At 38.5% G+C, this 18,293-nt stretch carries 16 protein-coding genes; 13 read left to right on the forward strand and 3 right to left on the reverse strand.

The genetic code is table 11. The features are described 5' to 3' along the window. Positions 1-161 precede the first annotated feature (161 nt). The 7 genes from nagA (at position 162) to QRX23_RS01800 (ending at position 9,743) form a co-directional block, all read left to right on the forward strand. A complete protein-coding gene (gene nagA, locus QRX23_RS01770) occupies positions 162-1,337 on the forward strand; it encodes an N-acetylglucosamine-6-phosphate deacetylase (RefSeq protein WP_330155730.1) in 1,176 nt (391 codons plus the stop codon). 5 nt (positions 1,338-1,342) lie between these two features. Then, complete coding sequence (locus QRX23_RS01775) at positions 1,343-2,047, forward strand: GntR family transcriptional regulator (RefSeq protein WP_140837133.1); 705 nt, start codon at positions 1,343-1,345, stop codon at positions 2,045-2,047. Between the two features lie 255 nt (positions 2,048-2,302). Next, on the forward strand, positions 2,303-2,914 hold the full coding sequence (gene rpsD, locus QRX23_RS01780) for a 30S ribosomal protein S4 (protein WP_002828620.1): 612 nt from the start codon (positions 2,303-2,305) through the stop codon (positions 2,912-2,914). 275 nt (positions 2,915-3,189) lie between these two features. Next, complete coding sequence (locus QRX23_RS01785) at positions 3,190-4,920, forward strand: septation ring formation regulator EzrA (RefSeq protein ID WP_330155731.1); 1,731 nt, start codon at positions 3,190-3,192, stop codon at positions 4,918-4,920. Between the two features lie 194 nt (positions 4,921-5,114). Beyond that, positions 5,115-7,685, forward strand: a complete 2,571-nt coding sequence (locus QRX23_RS01790) for a cation-translocating P-type ATPase (protein WP_330155732.1) — start codon at positions 5,115-5,117, stop codon at positions 7,683-7,685. A gap of 226 nt (positions 7,686-7,911) precedes the next feature. Beyond that, positions 7,912-9,204 (forward strand): adenylosuccinate synthase, encoded by a 1,293-nt coding sequence (locus tag QRX23_RS01795; RefSeq protein WP_330155733.1) that lies wholly within the window; start codon positions 7,912-7,914, stop codon positions 9,202-9,204. 2 nt (positions 9,205-9,206) lie between these two features. Further along, a complete protein-coding gene (locus QRX23_RS01800) occupies positions 9,207-9,743 on the forward strand; it encodes a phosphoribosyltransferase (RefSeq protein WP_002828615.1) in 537 nt (178 codons plus the stop codon). A 58-nt stretch (positions 9,744-9,801) separates the two neighbouring features. On the opposite strand, the gene QRX23_RS01805 is transcribed toward QRX23_RS01800, so the two are convergent. The 3 genes from QRX23_RS01805 to QRX23_RS01815 form a co-directional block, all read right to left on the reverse strand. Next, positions 9,802-10,698, reverse strand: a complete 897-nt coding sequence (locus tag QRX23_RS01805; protein WP_330155734.1) for a cation diffusion facilitator family transporter — start codon at positions 10,696-10,698, stop codon at positions 9,802-9,804. Between the two features lies 1 nt (position 10,699). Continuing rightward, on the reverse strand, positions 10,700-10,975 hold the full coding sequence (locus tag QRX23_RS01810) for an ArsR/SmtB family transcription factor (protein WP_002828613.1): 276 nt from the start codon (positions 10,973-10,975) through the stop codon (positions 10,700-10,702). A 77-nt stretch (positions 10,976-11,052) separates the two neighbouring features. Then, positions 11,053-11,871, reverse strand: a complete 819-nt coding sequence (locus tag QRX23_RS01815; RefSeq protein ID WP_040760955.1) for a membrane protein — start codon at positions 11,869-11,871, stop codon at positions 11,053-11,055. Between the two features lie 137 nt (positions 11,872-12,008). Here QRX23_RS01815 and QRX23_RS01820 point away from each other — a divergent pair, with 137 nt between their 5' ends. The 6 genes from QRX23_RS01820 to QRX23_RS01845 all read left to right on the forward strand — a co-directional run bounded on the left by QRX23_RS01820 (position 12,009) and on the right by QRX23_RS01845 (position 18,201). Next, positions 12,009-12,434: a GtrA family protein gene (locus tag QRX23_RS01820; RefSeq protein WP_330155735.1), complete on the forward strand. Its 426-nt coding sequence runs from the start codon at positions 12,009-12,011 to the stop codon at positions 12,432-12,434. Further along, positions 12,431-13,282: a Cof-type HAD-IIB family hydrolase gene (locus tag QRX23_RS01825; RefSeq protein WP_330155736.1), complete on the forward strand. Its 852-nt coding sequence runs from the start codon at positions 12,431-12,433 to the stop codon at positions 13,280-13,282. The genes QRX23_RS01820 and QRX23_RS01825 overlap by 4 nt, the downstream gene beginning before the upstream one ends. Positions 13,283-13,386: 104 nt before the next feature. Beyond that, positions 13,387-14,178 (forward strand): isoprenyl transferase, encoded by a 792-nt coding sequence (locus tag QRX23_RS01830; RefSeq protein ID WP_330155737.1) that lies wholly within the window; start codon positions 13,387-13,389, stop codon positions 14,176-14,178. 11 nt (positions 14,179-14,189) lie between these two features. Continuing rightward, the gene (locus tag QRX23_RS01835) at positions 14,190-14,978 is read left to right on the forward strand and encodes a phosphatidate cytidylyltransferase (RefSeq protein ID WP_330155738.1); all 789 of its coding nucleotides are present in this window, start codon (positions 14,190-14,192) and stop codon (positions 14,976-14,978) included. Between the two features lie 133 nt (positions 14,979-15,111). Further along, complete coding sequence (gene rseP / locus QRX23_RS01840) at positions 15,112-16,368, forward strand: RIP metalloprotease RseP (protein WP_330155739.1); 1,257 nt, start codon at positions 15,112-15,114, stop codon at positions 16,366-16,368. Positions 16,369-16,488: 120 nt separating this feature from the next. Then, entirely contained in the window at positions 16,489-18,201 is a 1,713-nt protein-coding gene (locus QRX23_RS01845; protein ID WP_330155740.1) for a proline--tRNA ligase, read from the forward strand. The last annotated feature ends 92 nt before the right edge of the window (positions 18,202-18,293 follow it).

Raw genomic sequence — 18,293 nt, forward strand, 5'->3', positions numbered from 1 at the left:
CATAACTTTCTTTTTTAGGCAGAAAGTTATGTTTTTTAATTTTGGGGAGCAGATCTGACTAGAAAAATCGGTCTAGACCGTGTAAACTTGAAGACAATTAGAAGTAAATTTCAGACGGTTGATATCCGCTTGCGTCATTGAAGGAATAAGAGGAATATATCATGAGTAAAGTTTTAACGCATGCAACAATTTATACTGGAGAAGCTGAACGACCAGTGATAAAGGATGCTTACATTCGATTTGACAATCAAATTGAAGCCATGGGACCAATGTCAGAATTAGTGTCAACTTCAGTAGATGAGTTGATTCGTGCTGATCGTCAAGTCATTGTGCCAGGATTCATTGATGTTCATACACATGGTGCCTATGGCTTTGATACAATGGACGGAGAGGCAACGGACATTATTAAAATGGTCCATGGCCAAATTTCTGAAGGAATTACATCTGTATTTCCTACAACCATGACGCAATCAGTTGAAAATATTTCAAAGGCGATGGTAGCTGTTAATGAAGCAGCTGAAAAAGAGCCAGCAATTATGGGTGTTCATCTGGAAGGACCATTCATTAATCCCCATTTCAAAGGTGCGCAACCAGAGCAATACATTATTGCGCCTAGTAAGGAACTCGTCCAGAAGTGGAATGAACTTTCTGGAAATCGTGTGCGCTTGATTACTTATGCACCAGAACAAGCTGAAGATGTTGTGGCATTTGAAAATTATCTGGCTGATAATAATATTATTGGTTCAATCGGGCATTCAAATGCGACACGTGAATTCTTGCAGGATCATTCAAAGGCAAGTCATATTACTCATTTGTATAATGCACAACGCCCAATGGCACATCGTGAGCCTGGTGTAACAGGTCATGCAATGTTGGAAGACCATATTCGTACAGAATTGATTGTCGATGGCTTCCATGTCTATCCAGATATGGTAAATTTGGCATATAAATTAAAGTCAGCCCAGCGCATTGACTTGATTACAGATTCAATGCGTGCCAAAGGTCTTGGTGATGGTGAATCTGAATTAGGTGGCCAAAAAGTTTGGGTGAAGGACAAGCAAGCTCGCTTAGAAGATGGTACTTTAGCAGGATCCGTTTTAGAATTTGATGATGCTTTCCGAAATATAATGGCATTTACAGGCGCTAGCGTTCACGAGGCAATTCAAATGGCTTCGGTCAATCAAGCAATTGAATTTGGCTTAAAAACAAAAGGTACTTTAACTGTTGGAAAAGATGCCGATTTAAATGTATTTAATGCTGATTTAACTGAATTACAAGCAACTTATAGCATGGGCCGTCGTTTTTCAAAGCAAGACGGTGTTGAAACAAAGGAGTAAAAAATATGGGTTCTCCGGTATATATTCAAATTCATGATGAAATTCGTGAAGCAATAGACGCAGGTCGGTGGGTACCTGGAGATAGAATCCCAGCAGAACGTGAATTGGCTGAGCAGTTTGGTGTCTCTCGTATGACATTACGTCAAGCTATTATGTTATTAGTAGATGAAGGCGTTCTAGAACGACGTGTGGGCTCAGGAACATTTGTATCCGAGCAAAAGGTCCAGGAACATTTGAATGGTATTACATCGTTCACGGACTTGATGGCAGATGCAGGGAAAAAAGCCACATCTAAGACAATTAGTTTTCATGCTGGTCGGGCGACTAATTCAGAACAGGAACAATTACAATTAGCACCAGACGCACGTGTGCTTAGAATGGAGCGTGTTCGTTACGGTGATGATGAGCCAATTGCTTTTGAAGTTGCGGCAATTCCTGAGTCACTCATTGAAGGATTATCAAGAAGTGCGTTGACTGATTCATTGTATCGAACACTTGCTGAAGAACGTGGATTGAAAATTGGTCGTGCACAACAGACCGTGACGGCAGCAGCAGTTAAGGAAAGAGTTTCAGAATACCTAGCTATCAAACGCGGTGATCCCGTTTTAGTCTTACGGCAAATTACCTATGATGCAAAAGGGGTGCCCTTTGAATATGTGCAGACCCAATATGTTGGTTCAAGATTTGAATTTTACATGGAAAAATCATGATGCTGGTAGCGCTTGATTAACCGTAATTATTATTTAATGCTTGTTTATTAGCTAATATTTTGATAGAATACTTGGAGTGTTGAAAACTGCAGCGGGTTGTCCGCAAGCTCGTCAACAATTTACCGACCCGTTTCAAATATGGCGGAGAACACACCAGTACCCGCGCTGCAGCGGTGAAAGTTTGGGTGAATTGCACGAATGTGAGGCAACTCTCTAGAATTCAACAAAATAAAAAATTCTGGAGGACATTTAAATATGTCACGTTATACTGGTCCTAAGTACCGTTTGTCACGTCGTCTTGGTGTTTCATTATCAGGTACTGGTAAGGAACTTGCTCGCCGTAATTATGCACCTGGTGATCACGGTGCCGGCCGTCGCTCAAAGCCATCAGATTATGGTATCCAATTAGCTGAAAAGCAAAAGGTACGTTTTACTTATGGTATGACTGAGCGTCAATTCCACAACTTGTTCTTGAAGGCAGGTAAGATTCGTAAGGGTACTCACGGTGACAACTTCATGTCATTGCTAGAGCGTCGTTTGGATAACATTGTTTACCGTCTAGGTTTGGCTTCAACGCGTCAACAAGCACGTCAACTTGTTAACCACGGTCACATCTTAGTTGATGGTAAGCGTGTGGATATTCCTTCATACGAAGTTTCTGTTGGACAAGAAATCTCAGTTCGTGAGAAGTCACAAAAGAATGTTTACATCCAAGCTGCTGTGGAAGCACAAGCTGGAACACTACCATTCGTTGAATTTGATAAAGATACATTAAAGGGAACTTTGGTTCGCGAACCAGAGCGTGCTGAATTGGATCACGAGTACAATGAAGCCCTTATCGTTGAGTACTACAACCGTATTGGATAATTTTTATCATAATATTGGATTGTGGCGACACAATAAAAAAAGCCAAGGCAATTGCCTTGGCTTTTTTGCTACTTTCAGATAACCAACAAACAGACTTATGGTATTTATTTTCATGAAAAAATGAGAGAATAAGTTAAAAAATGTTAAAGAACGCCAAATAAAGTCTAAACAAATGTTAAAAATTAACATGTAATAGAGTTCACGTGGTACGCTAATCTTATTAGAATTCCCGATAGTTAGGAGTATGGTGATTATTGTTCACCAGATAAAAGAGTATGACACAGATTGGACATGTTGTAATTGGCTTGATTATTGTTGTAGCAGCCATTTATTTGATTATCTTTGTCTCTCAACGGTTGACTGCGCGAAAAGTTAATAAATTAATTCAAAAGAAAGCCCAGTTGGCTGAGATTCCAATGCGCGATCGGTTAGTTAAAGGTCGCCAGTTGAGCTTAACGGGACAATCTTTGAAGCAATTTCAATTGTTGGAAGCAAAATACAATCATTTGGAAACAAGTGAATTTAATAATATTGATTTGAAAGCAAATACCGTGTTATTTGATTCTCAAGGGTTAAACTTTCTAAAGACTGCCCAAGGCATGAAAAGTTTACAACAACAAATTCGTGATGCAGAAGCAATTATTGATGTGGTAAACCAAGGGCTAAGCGACTTAGAACAATTAGATGCTGCCCATAAGCAGGCAGTGAAGGATTTGGAAAGCAAATATCAAGAACTAAGAAAAGTGTTGTTGTCACAAAATTTTGCATTTGGGCCAGCAATTGATAAGTTAGAAGAAATACTTGGTTCCCTTGAAGATGATTTTGCAGAATTTGCACGTTTAACTGAGACTGGTGATCACGCAACCGCTGCAGGTATTTACGAAACATTGGGGATGGAAACTAATCAATTAGAACAACGAATTGAACAAATACCCGATATTTTCAACAAATTGCATGATACAATTCCTGGTCAGTTATCAGAATTGCAAGATGCATATGATAAAATGTCTGCTGAAGGATTTAAATTTGAAACGAATGTTGATAAGGAACTTGCCAACATTCGCAAAGAGTTAGAAGAAGCTTTAGAGTTATTGAAGGAATTAACTTTAAAAAAGGTTTCAGAAGAAATTACTCGGATGGAAGGTCAAACGGAAATTTTATATGAAACGTTTGATAAAGAGGCCAAAGCTGCGCAAACTGTCTGGGAAAACAATGAAAATTTGACAGGATTCTTAGCGCATAATAAACGTCAAAATCATGAATTATATGCACGGTTGGACCGTTTGAATCAAGATTTTGTTTTTTCTAAAGATGAGGTTGGCCAGATACGTAGTTGGGAAATTCAATTATCAAATAATACGGTTAACTTTGAAGAATTAAAGCATAAAATTGCGCGTCATGATGCTGTATTTTCTAACTTGATCAGTGAACAGGTTGATATTCGAAAAGATCTGGAGCGTATTGAACGTGAACAAATTGCACGTTGGCAAATGTATCAAGAATTGCCAGGACAATTAGAACAGTCAAAGAAACGTGTGACCTTATTGTCAGATAAATTACGCTTGATACAGCGAGCGTTTGAACGTCAAGGACTACCCGGTTTGCCAGAAACATATTTATCGATCTTTTACTCAGTAAGTGATGAGTTGGAACGTGTTAAGCAGCAAATTGATATGTCACGAGTAAACGTTGATGATGTGTTACGTCAATTGAGTATTGTGACTGCCGATTTGGATACGTTGCAGGAACGAACAGATAGTTTGATTGAGGCAGCAACGGTAACGGAACGCCTCGTTCGTAAAGCTTTGCTGTATCGCGATAATCCGGCCGTAGCTCAGGCAACACAACAGGCACGGTACTATTATGAGACGGGTTATGACTACGAGCAAGCTATGCGGACGCTCGGTGTGATGCTCGATCAGATGGAGCCGGGGTTAACAGAAAGAATTGTTAATCAATATCGCCAAGAGCAAGCGACACTACAAGCAGAATTTGCTGAACAATAGAATCAATCATAAATGCAACGATAAGTTGGGACAGAAGAAAATGTTCCAACTTTTTTTCTGTCATAAACACTTATCTCTCCAATTTTTACAGCACGAAAAGTTACGATTTAGCCTAAAAATTTACAAATAAGCAAAAGTTTGTTAAAATTTAGAGAAGGGATACAAATTTTTTCGCATTGCAAAAGGAGAGTCATATGAAAGAAGAACTAAGAAGAGATCATGCACCAACAACTGTTTCAGTGGGATTAACAGATGCTCAAGTGCAGCAAGCAAGAGATAAGTACGGGAAAAACGAGTTTGATGAAGCGCCAAAGGAATCACTAGGTAAGAAAATTAAACGTAGTTTGAGCGATGTTGCCACAATTATTTTGATTATTGCCGCAATTATTTCGCTGATAACATCAATCATGCAAAATAATGGTCATTATTTTGAGAGTGTCTTAATTATTGCAATTGTGATTATTAATTCAGTGCTATCAATTTATCAAGAAGGTCGTGCAGAAGCAGCGTTAAACTCTTTAAAGGGATTGGAGCATGCAGAAGCAATGGTTAAACGTCACAACCAAGTAACCACAGTGCCTATTACCGATATTGTCGTGGGTGATATCTTGGTGCTTGAGAATGGTAAACAAATTGCTGCTGATGCAAAATTGATTGAAACAAATGAATTAAGGGTCGAAGAGTCAGCATTAACTGGTGAAAGTGATGCCATTGAAAAAGATGAGTCAGAAATTTCATCAGAAGATGACCCGTTAGGAGATCGTTTAGATCGGGTGTATCGTGGTACAGCTGTCGTAAACGGTCGTGGAACAGGAATTGTTACCGCCGTGGGTATGCAGACAGAAATGGGGAAGATTGCAGGCTTATTAGGTAATGAGGAACGTGAACAAACACCACTACAAATTAGATTAGCACAACTGGGTAAGCGGTTGAGCGTCATTGCAATCTTATCAGCCTTAGTCGTTATCGGGCTAGGTATTGCAGCGGGTGAACCATTACTGACGTTGTTTATGACTGCAGTGTCATTGGCTGTTGCAGTTGTACCAGAGACTTTGATGATTATCGTGACGATTACTTTGGCTTTAGGTGTGCAAAAGATGGCCAAAAGACATGCCATTGTACGTCGCTTACCAGCTGTTGAGACGCTAGGATCAGCCACAGTAATCGCCTCTGATAAGACTGGGACATTAACCCAAAATAAGATGACGGTTCGTAAAGTTTGGGATGCACAAAATGATCAGGTATCTAGCGATGATGAATTGAAACATCAGCTACCAGATGTTTTAAAGTTTGGTGCATTATCAACGAATGTCACGCAAAATAACGATGAAGTCACTGGTTTACCAACAGAAGTTGCCATGGTTAATGCTTTAGGTGAGTATTCTGAATATGAAGCATTGCAAAGTAACTTTCCAAAAGTCTTTGAAATCCCTTTTAATTCAACTAGAAAACGAATGACCACAGTTCATCGCATTGATGACGGCTATTTAGCGGTTACAAAAGGTGCTTTTGATGTCTTGTTACCTAAGTTTCCAACAGAGAGTCATGCAAAAGCAGAAAAAATGAATGAACAATTTGGTTCAAATGCCTTACGAGTTATTGCGGTTGGTGTCGTTAAATTGTCTGATATCTCTGCTGAACCAACAGAAGATGAATTAGAAAAGGATATGACATTACTAGGGCTGGTGGGAATTATTGATCCACCAAGACCAGAGTCGGCAGCCGCAGTTGCCGAGGCTCGAGCTGCAGGTATTAAACCGATAATGATTACAGGAGATCATGTGGTAACCGCTAGTGCGATTGCTCGTGAAATCGGTATTTTAGGTGATGGCGATTTAGCACTCTCGGGTGCAGAATTACATAAAATGTCTGATGAAGAACTTGATAAGCATATTACTCAGTATGCTGTTTATGCTCGTGTCACACCAGAAGACAAGATTCGAATCGTCAAGTCATGGCAGAAACGAGGTGATGTTGTTGCCATGACTGGTGATGGTGTGAATGACGCACCAGCCTTACGTCGAGCCGATGTGGGGATAGCGATGGGTGAGACTGGAACTGACGTTGCTCGTGAAGCAGCAGCAATCGTGCTTACTGATGATAACTTCGCGACAATTGTGCATGCGGTTGAAACAGGCCGTGGTATTTACGGTAATGTTCGTAAAACAGTTAACTTTTTGATGAGTGCCAACATGTCGGAAATTGTTATTATTATTGCTGCCATGTTATTTGGATGGGGATCACCGCTGATTGCCACACAATTGTTATTTATTAACTTAGTCGCTGACGGATTGCCTGGCTTTGCCCTTAGTCGTGAACCGGTTCATGATAATGTGATGAATCGTAAACCCATTAGTCCCAAAGAAAGTATTTTTGCGAATGGGCTAGCTGGGAAAATCATCATCAATGTGATGCTGTTCTCAGTCGTGAGCTTGCTGGCTCAAGGATATGGTATACACACTGGCAATCCAGCAGCAGGTAATACGATGGCATTTATTGTTTTGTCATTAACTTCAATTTTGCATGTTTTTAATATTCGTAGTGACCATTCAATGTTTAAAATTAAATTTAGTATGAATCCAATGCTGGTACTAATGGCGATTTTAGCTACTGCATTATCAGTCCTTTTGGTTATTCTGCCAGTTACACAAACGTTATTTAGTTTTGTGCCATTAAATGGTTGGGAATGGCTAATTACCATTGGATTAGCGTTAGTTCCGAATGTTTATTGGGAAATCCATAAAGCAATTAAATCTAATAAATAGATGATTGGGTACAAGACGTTCGTGTCTTGTGCTTTTTTTATTCGGCATAAAGCAAAAAATCGGCTTTTTAATTGTTAGCATCCAGAAATAATCAACTTTAAACGATTAAAAGTCGAACTTTTAGCGAAAGAACGTTGAAACAGATAACGTTTGTTGCTAAAATTAACTAGGTGTTGAAATTGTTTAGATTGTTCGTGTTTAACGAATTTTAAAATAGGAGGCCATTATGGCAGGGATTGTAGTTGTTGGTAGTCAATGGGGAGACGAAGGGAAAGGTAAAATAACAAATTTTATTTCACAAGACTCTGATATGGTCGTGCGTTATCAAGGTGGTAACAATGCTGGTCATACTATTTATGTGGATGGGGAAAAATTTGAGTTATCTTCTGTACCATCTGGTATTTTTAATCCCAATCGGTTAGCAGTGATTGGAAATGGATGCGTTGTTAATCCAAAGGCATTGTTAGCTGAATTACATGAAATCCAAGAAAAAGGGGTAACGACCGAAAATCTTCGTATCTCAGATCGCGCGCATGTTATCTTCCCATATCACATGCTGATTGATCAGTTAGCTGATGCTAAGAAGGGTGATGGTAAGATTGGTACAACTGGTCGTGGCATTGGGCCAACATACATGGACAAAGCAGCGCGTGTGGGTATCCGAGTTGTTGATCTACTAGATGAAGAAATTTTACGTGAACGCTTAGCTAATGTTCTGGCAGAAAAAAATGAAGTGCTTGAAAAAATTTATGATCATGCACCATTTGATTTGGAAGAATTAGTGGCTGAATACGTCGCCTATGGTCAAAAATTAAAGCCATATATTGTTGATACAACAGTATTGATCAATGAGTATTTGGATGAAAACAAGCGCGTATTATTTGAAGGTGCCCAAGGTGCAATGTTGGATATTGATCAAGGAACTTATCCATATGTGACATCTTCATCGCCTGTTGGTGGTGGGGCAACGATTGGTGCCGGTGTTGGGCCAACAAAGATTACACGCGTTGTTGGTGTTGCGAAAGCCTATACTTCTCGAGTAGGGGATGGTCCGTTTCCAACAGAGCTATTTGATGAAGTAGGTGATCGTATTCGTGAGATTGGTCATGAATATGGTGTTGTGACAAAGCGACCACGCCGTATTGGTTGGTTAGATACGGTTGTATTACGTCATTCAGCTCGAATTGGTGGCTTTACGCACCTATCATTAAACAGTTTGGATGTTTTGTCAGGACTAGAGACAGTGAAACTTGCAGTGGCTTATGAGGTAGATGGTCAACGAATTACGCACTATCCAGCTAGCTTAAAAGATGTACAACGGGTTACGCCGGTATATGAGGAATTACCAGGTTGGTCAGAAGACATTACTGGTATTAAGTCACGTGATGAGTTACCAGCTAATGCTGAAAATTATTTGAAGCGTGTTGAAGAATTAATTGGTGTACCGCTATACACATTTGCAGTGGGACCATCAAATGAACAAACCATTATCCTATTTGATATTTGGAATAAGGAGTAAGCATGTCTGAAATGAGATTAGCACGAACCGTTTTATCTGTAGATGAGATCAATCAAATGGTCACACGTGTTGCAGATGAAATCAATGAAGTACTAGTTGATGTTGAACGCCCAGTATTTATAGGTGTGATGAAGGGTGCATATATGTGGATGGCCGATTTAATGCGTGCCATGAATCGAGAAATTGAGCTTGATTACATTGATGTATCTAGTTATGTTGGTGACCAATCAACCGGCCATATTACGATTCAAAGAGATTTGAAAGTCGACCTTTCAGGCCGGACAGTTGTGATTTTAGATGAAGTGGTTGACTCAGGATTAACGTTACGTTATTTAAAGGCCGATTTTGAAGCACGCGGTGCTAAGAAGGTATATGTTGCTGTTGCAACAGATAAACGGCATTCTGCTTCGGCAGGTGGTATTACACCAGATTTTATTGGGGCACATGTACCTGATGAATTCCTTGTCGGATATGGTATGGACTATAATGAATATTATCGTGGCTTACCTTATGTGGCTGTTCTAGAATTATCTGAATAAATAAAAAATCGAAATTGGTTATATTAACCAATTTCGATTTTTTTATAACCTTGTAAATTTAAATATCATTACATGGTTCATCAGGTAAATTACGTTCCAATTGAATCGTTGTATGCTGAATATGCATATCATCTTGTAGCATGTGACCAAGTTGAGAGAGTAGCAACATATCACTAGGGTCTTTTACGACAAGATGAACAGTTAATGCGGTTTCTGTAGTAGAAATTCCCCAGATATGCAAATCATGTAAACTAATAACCTTTGGATTATCAAGAATTGCATTTTTAACGGTTTCTTCATCGATATTTTCTGGTACGCCATTAAAAATTAGTAAAATGGACTGTTTAAAAATATCCCATGATGACACGATAATAACGATACCAATGATAATTGAAACTACGGGATCTAACCAATACCATTTTGTTAGCATCGTTAGTAAACCAGCAATAACCACACCGAATGAAACACCCGCGTCGGCCATTAAATGGACATAAGCTCCTTTAGCGTTGATATCTGACTTATGGTCGCCAGCCATTGCGAAGAATTTTGCTGCTAGAAAGTTAACGGCGATTCCGAAAGCTGATACAATCATAATTAAATTTCCAGCTGGTTCAGCACCACCATTTAGTAATTTAACAATTGCTTCATACCAAATAACAAACACAGCAACTAGTAAGAAGAGGGCATTGATAAAACTAGCCAAAATGGTTGCATTATGCCAGCCATAGGTGTGCGTTGTTGTCGCTCGTAGCCCAAAAACAACGACGGCGGCCCAAGCCAAAATTAATGAGGCAACGTCGCTAACACTGTGCAGGGCATCTGCAAACAATGCTGTTGAATGCGCATAATGTGCAAAAATCATTTCAGCAATGATAAAAGCAGTATTTAGAATAATGCCAGTTAAGTAAGGTAATTGCCTTTTTGGAACGGTTGCATGCTCGTGATGATTATGCATATTATAATTTTTCCTCCAAGTGTGTCGTAGCTAATGCAATAATAGACCGGATATGGTCATCCTTTAGCACATAAAAAACTTGTTTGCCGTGCTTATGGGAGCTAACGATATCGGCTTGTTTTAACATCTTCAATTGTTGAGAAATGTTTGATTGCGAATAGCCCGTAGCTGTGACTAGGTCCGAAACGTTTTGTTCATGATCAGCCAAAATCTTTAAAATTTTTAGTCGTAAAACATTTGAAAATAGCTTAAAAAACTCTGATAATTTTTCATCCATAAATATATTATAAAACGTTAATATGTTTTTTGAAAGAAAAAAGAACGAAATAAGAAATCATTTCGGTTCTTTTAAGGTTAGTGTTGTTGTAAAAAAATAACCATAATTGTCATTGCCTGTAAAACAGTAAAGAATACCATACGGTAACGTTGTTTTAAATTGAAATTAATTAAGACCATCCAAGTAAATATGATGATAATCATCGTTAGAATTGTCCAAAAATTCCATGGCAAAGTTAAGACGTTTAATAACAAAATAACACCAAAAACGAGTGAAGTTAGTCGTTTATTACGTCCCTCAGTTACAAATACACTACTCATAAAGTATAAGTAACTGAAAAATAATGGTAGTAAGCTAATAATAAATGGTTGTGTCAAATACGTGTTCTGTTGGTAAAAAATGACAACGGGCATGACAATAGTTGCAATACCTGAATATAAGATTAGACCAAGTACGTTTTGCAAATTTAGCCATGGGATATTTATTAATAGTAGCGCAATCGGCAGTAGTGCTAATAACATAACCTGTTGACCAGTAAATTGTTTATATAAGAAGTATAAAAACAATAAAGGAAATAAAATAACAACATAATTGATCCAGCGTGAAAAGCCACGGTTAAATGTCAAGAATATCGCAATGGCGATAATAATGCTGTACGAAATTAACAAGGGGTTATGCTGCCATTGACCACCGGCTAGGTTTTTTGAATAAATTAAGGGATATACCCACCAAATAATATTTTGGGCGATGGCACCAATAATTAAAGCAAGCCATTGAATATCTGTCTGTTTTAATTTCTGATTTAATCGTGATTGACGACTAATTGGTTGATCAGTTGTTTGATTTTCTTTATGTCGATTTAAACGAGATACATTATCATGAGTTTCAGGATTCATAATCATGCCTTCCTAAATATTTAAGTTATATTTGTAAGAACTATTTATATAATTGTAGCAAACTAACCCGCTTACGGGTGATTTTGGTATAATGTTTTGAGTGTTATTTTGTAAATTGATTAGAATGGAGTAACGAAATGCGTGCAGTAATTGAGATCGTAAGGAAATATCGAATGCAAATTATGTATTTGATATTTGGTGGACTGACAACTGTGGTTAACATTGTGGTATATACGGGGGCACGTTGGTCTCATTTATCGATAAATATTGCCTATATCCTTGCTTGGATATTGAGTGTTTTGTTTGCTTATCTAACGAACCGTAAATGGGTGTTTGATAGTCAAACGACAGGCCTTGCTAATATTTTACTCGAAATGATTAAATTTTTCTTTGCACGACTGGCAACAGGTGTGGTAGGATACTTAATTCTGTTATTTGGTGTGCATGTCCTACACCAAAATGATATGATTTGGAATATTATCCAAAATATATTTGTGATTGTTTCTAATTATGTATTGAGTAAATTAATGATATTTAGATTGAAGGAGAAAATTGAAAAATGACGATTAAATTAATTGCAACTGATATGGATGGTACATTATTGCGTGACGATCGAACATTCGATTATGCCCGCATGGAAGATTTATTAGATGAACTAGATGCTAAGGGGATTCGTTTTGTCGCTGCAAGTGGCAATCAATATAAAAAATTACGTTCATACTTCAATCCAGTTAATCCGGATCGCGTAACCTATGTTTCAGACAACGGTGCTTTAGTGATGGATCATGATGAGGTAATTGCTGAATCAACGATTACTCGTCAACAAATTGATCGTGTGATTGCTTGGAATAATAGTGTTAATCCAGGTATGGAAAATCTAATTGTTTTGTCAGGTCATAATGGGGCGTATGTTTCTAATCATGCGACACCTGAAATTATTGGTATGGTGAAGCAATTTTATCCGGTGGTTCACCAAGTAGAGAAGTTTAAGGACATTGAAGATAATATTTTCCGTTTTACATTTGTGTGGGAACAAGGAATCGATGTTCATCAACATATCCAACAGCTACGAGCAGAGTTCGGTGAAGAATTACATACAACAGGATCAGGATTTGGAACTGTGGATATTCTAGCACCAGGAGTCAATAAACGAACAGGTCTTGAACAATTAGGTGACATTTGGGGCATTAAGCCAGAAGAAATGGCAGCCTTTGGTGATAACGGAAATGATTTAGAGATGTTACGGTACGTTAAATATCCTTTTGTTATGCCTAATGCAGAAGATTTTATGAAGGTGCGAATTGATAATCTTGCTGTTAATGATAACAATCATAATGGTGTATTAGATACCATTGAGGCTTTGTTAGCCGGTGCATTTGATGACAATGCTAGCAAAATTTTTGATAAATAATGACTAATAATCAAATATCGTGTGTCAAACTGTTATAATATATAAGGTTATGAAGCGTGTCAGTTTTCATAGTGATTATTTGTTAGGATCTCGGAGGGGAAATCGTGTTTTTTAATGACCGACGTGAAGAACGTGCTGATAAACAAGTTGTAGAACTTGATAATCAGCAGATACCACAACATATCGCGATTATCATGGATGGTAATGGACGCTGGGCAAAGGGTCAGAATCTACCACGAGTTGCTGGGCATCAGCGTGGCATGGAAGTCGTTAAAGATATTACTAAGGCCGCCAGTGATTTGGGTGTTAAGGTTTTAACCTTGTATGCTTTTTCAACTGAAAATTGGAAACGCCCAGAAACAGAAGTTGGCTTTTTAATGAAATTGCCGGGTAAGTTTTTTGATACTTTTGTACCTGATTTGATCGCAAATAATATTCGGGTCAATGTCATTGGTTATGTTGATCAGTTACCTGCTTCTACACAAAAAGCTGTTCAAAATGCAATCGCACAAACAGCTAATAATACTGGTATGGTATTAAACTTTGCCCTTAATTATGGTGGACGAGCTGAAATTGTGTCTGGTGTGCAACAAATTGCCCAAGGAGTATTAAGTGGCGAAATTAAACCAGAAGACATTGATGAGAATATGCTAAGCCAATCTATGATGACAGCATCATTAAATGAGTACGCTGATCCGGATTTATTGATTCGTACTAGTGGTGAAGAGCGATTATCAAACTTTTTACTTTGGCAAATTGCGTATTCAGAATTTGTTTTTGTGGACGAACATTGGCCTGAATTTACCGCAAGTGTCTTGAAACGTGCGATTAAAATATATCAGTCACGTCATCGAAGATTTGGTGGCCTATCAGAAAATAAGAGTGATAAAAAATAGGAGATAAAATAATGAAAACACGGGTAATTACGGCAGTGGTAGCATTGGCAATTTTTATACCCATTTTAATTGCAGGTGGTATTTGGATTCAGATCGCTGCTTCAGTACTTGCCGTTGTTGCTGCATCAGAAGTTGTCTTGATGCGTCGAACATTGTTGGTTGATTTTGGTGCCATATTAACAATGTTAGGTGCGCTAATTATGACATTACCAACAGATATTTGGCATAATCTTGACTTGCCAGTAACATTACAGCGTTCTTCTTTGCTATATATATTTGTTATTTTGATGTTGTTACATACAGTGGTCGCACGTAATAAATTTAATTTTGAAGATGCTGGTGTGTTTACACTAACCATGATGTACGTTGGTTTAGGATTCAGCATGATGGTTACAGCACGTACGACAGGACTAGATACCTTAATGTATGCTTTCTTAATTGTTTGGATTACTGATTCAGGTGCTTATCTAGTTGGTCGAAAAATTGGTAAACATAAGCTGACACCTATTTCACCAAATAAAACTTGGGAAGGGTCAATTGGTGGTAGTGCTATTGCGGTTATTGCAGCAGCAGTTTATACCTATTTCTTCCCACAAACATATAGTTGGTGGATTATGCTTGTAATCAGCATTATTCTTTCGGTTGCTGGTCAGTTTGGGGATTTGATAGAATCTGCTTTGAAGCGTTTCTACCATGTTAAAGATTCTGGGTCAGTATTACCGGGTCATGGTGGTATTTTAGATCGTTTTGATTCGATGTTGATCGTCTTACCAATTATGTATCTACTTGGTGTTTTTTAATAAATGAATGATTAAAAAGGGCTGATGGTAAACGTCGCCCTTTTTTGCTAGCTTGCATTTGTTTCAAAGCACTTTTGTTTGTATCGTATTTTATTGTATACTTACCCTACTTAGATTGGGATGGAGATAAGGAATGACAGCAATTATTACGTTTATTATTGTATTTGGGGTCATCGTGATTGTGCACGAATTTGGTCACTTTTACTTTGCCAAAAAATCTGGTGTGCGTGTGCGTGAATTTGCCATTGGCATGGGACCAAAATTATTGCAAACGCAGCGCAATGGTACAACTTACACCTGGCGTATTTTGCCAGTTGGTGGTTATGTGCGGATGGCTGGTCGTGCCGATACTGAAGAAGAACCTGTTCAACCCGGGATGCCAATTACAGTAGTTATAACTGATGGTGTCGTGACACGAATTAATTTATCAGAACAAGAAGAACTTGTTGGTGGCCGGACAATTACGGTTAATCAAATTGATTTAGTTGATGATATGTTTATTGAAGGGTACTGGCCAGATGAAGAAGGAGTGGTTCGTTTACCTGTTGACCACGATGCTGAAATAATTGAGGCAGATGGTACGATGGTATTAGTGGCACCAAGGGATACCCATATAGAATCAGCAAAATTGTGGCAACGAGCATTAATTAATTTTGCGGGGCCAATGAATAATTTTTTGCTGACGCTTATCTTATTTATTGGTTTGGCGTTTACCTTACCTGGCGTGTCCACGACAACGGTGGATCAGGTTGCTAAAGATTCACCAGCTGCTATGGTCGGTTTGAAGCATAATGATACGATTACTGAAATAAATGGTAAAAAAGTTAGTTCATGGCAAAGCATGCAGAATACCATTCAAACATTGCCAAATAAAAAGGTTGCATTAACTTTTGAACGTCATGGTCAAACAAAACACACAACATTGACACCTAAGGGGATTAAGAATGGTGGTATGATGATTGGTCAAATTGGTGTCACTTCTAAGCAAACGACTGCATTAGGTGCACGTTTGCGGTATGGGTTCCAGGCAACTGCCCAATCGATGACCCAGATTTTCCGAGCGATTAAAAATCTCGTGCAAGGATTTTCACTTAATAAACTAGGTGGTCCAGTGGCTATTTATAAAAATACGTCAGAAGTAAGTAGCATGGGTATCCTAGCAATCGTGTCATTTATGGCTTGGCTGTCAGTAAACCTGGGAATGATGAATTTAATCCCGATACCAGGTTTAGATGGTGGTAAATTGTTATTAAATGCTGTGGAAGCTGTTATTCGACGGCCAGTGCCTGAAAAAGCAGAGTTAGCCGTAACAATGGTCGGCGTTGTGCTCCTCATTATTTTAATGGTTGCGGTGACTGGTAACGATATTTTACGTTATTTCGTGAAATAGGATCCTTGGAAGGATCATTTAAAATGTCTGTGTTGTCAGTTTCAAGTAACCAAATGTGGTAAGATAGAAAAAGAATTTTAATGCACGAGTTGGTGCAAAGATTAGGAATGGGTATAAGTCATGAAACAATCAAAGGTTTTTATTCCAACGTTGCGTGAAACACCAGCTGATGCGGAAGTAATTTCCCATCAAATGATGTTACGTGCAGGATATGTTCGTCAAGTAACTGCGGGTGTCTATGCATATTTGCCATTAGCGCAACGTGTATTAAATAAGATAAATGCGATTATTCGCGAGGAAATGGAAAAAATTGATGCTATTGAAATGACAGCACCAGTTCTTTTACCAGCAGAATTGTGGGAAGAATCAGGACGTTATGAAACTTATGGTCCAAATTTGTTTAAATTGAAGAACCGTCATGGGCGTGACATGATTCTTGGTCCAACACATGAAGAAACGATGATAACGTTGATTCGTGATGATATTAAATCATATAAGCGTTTGCCACTGACTCTTTATCAAATTCAAACAAAGTTACGTGATGAAGATCGTCCTCGTTTTGGTGTTCTTCGTGGACGTGAGTTTATTATGAAGGATGCTTATTCATTTTCAATTGACGAAGCTGGCTTGGATGATGTCTACAAGAAAATGGAGACAGCCTACGTTAATATTTTCGATCGCATTGGGCTAGACTATCGCGTTATCGTAGGTGATGCAGGTGCAATGGGTGGCTCAGATTCTAAGGAATTCTCTGCACCAGCTGCAGCCGGCGAAGATACGATTGCTTATTCAGATGAGTCTGAGTATGCGGCAAATCTTGAAATGGCTAAAGATCTTTACACACCCAATAAGTCACATGCACCATTAGCTGATTTACAAAAAATTGCGACTCCTGAAGTTGCCACAATTGCTGAATTGGCAGATTATCTGCAAACTTCAGCGGATCAATTAGTTAAGACGTTATTCATGATGGCTGATGGTGAACCGGTTATGATTTTGGTACGCGGTGATTATGAAGTTAATGAAGTCAAAGTACAAAATTATTTGCACGCTGATGAATTGCGCCTAGCAACTGAAGCGGAAGCACAACAATATTTAGGCGCACCATTTGGTTCATTGGGTCCGGTTGGTGTTGGTGAAGAAGTAAAAATTATCGCTGATGAGTGGGTAACAGATATGGCAAATATCGTCGTTGGCGGTAATGAAGCAGGCTTCCATTACTTAAATGCTAATGTTGATCGTGATTTCCATATTGATGAAGTTACTGACGTCCGTATTGCACGTGAAGGTGATCCTGCTATTGATAATAAGGGTCATTTACAATTTACAAAGGGTATTGAAGTCGGTCATATCTTTAAGCTAGGAACACGTTATTCTAAATCAATGGGTGCACAAGTCCTAGATGCGAATGGACGTCAAGCAGACGTTATCATGGGATCTTACGGAATTGGTGTTTCACGCCTTTTGGCCGCCATTGCTGAGCAAAATGCCGATGAACATGGACTATCATGGCCAGCAGCCGTTGCACCATGGGATGTTCATTTGGTTCCGATCAAGTACAAAGATGAGACTCAAGCTAAATTAACGGATGATTTAAATGAAAGCTTAGTAGCAGCCGGCTACGAAGTTCTAGTAGATGATCGTAATGAGCGTCCGGGTGTTAAATTTGCTGATTCAGATTTAATTGGGTTGCCAGTCCGTGTAACCGTTGGTAAAAAAGCTAGTGATGGTATTGTTGAAGTTAAGTTACGTCAAGCTGATGAAGCAATTGACGTTCGAGCAGATGAGCTTGTTTCAACACTCCAAGTTTTCTTGGATGGTAATAAAAATTAAATATTATTTGGCTGTTTATTCTTGTTTTAAGATTTTAGCTTTATAGTATAACTATCGATGAGGGATACAGAGATATCCTGTCGATGCCCATA

Origin of the sequence: Weissella paramesenteroides, assembly GCF_036327715.1 — a bacterium.
GTDB lineage: Bacteria > Bacillota > Bacilli > Lactobacillales > Lactobacillaceae > Weissella > Weissella paramesenteroides.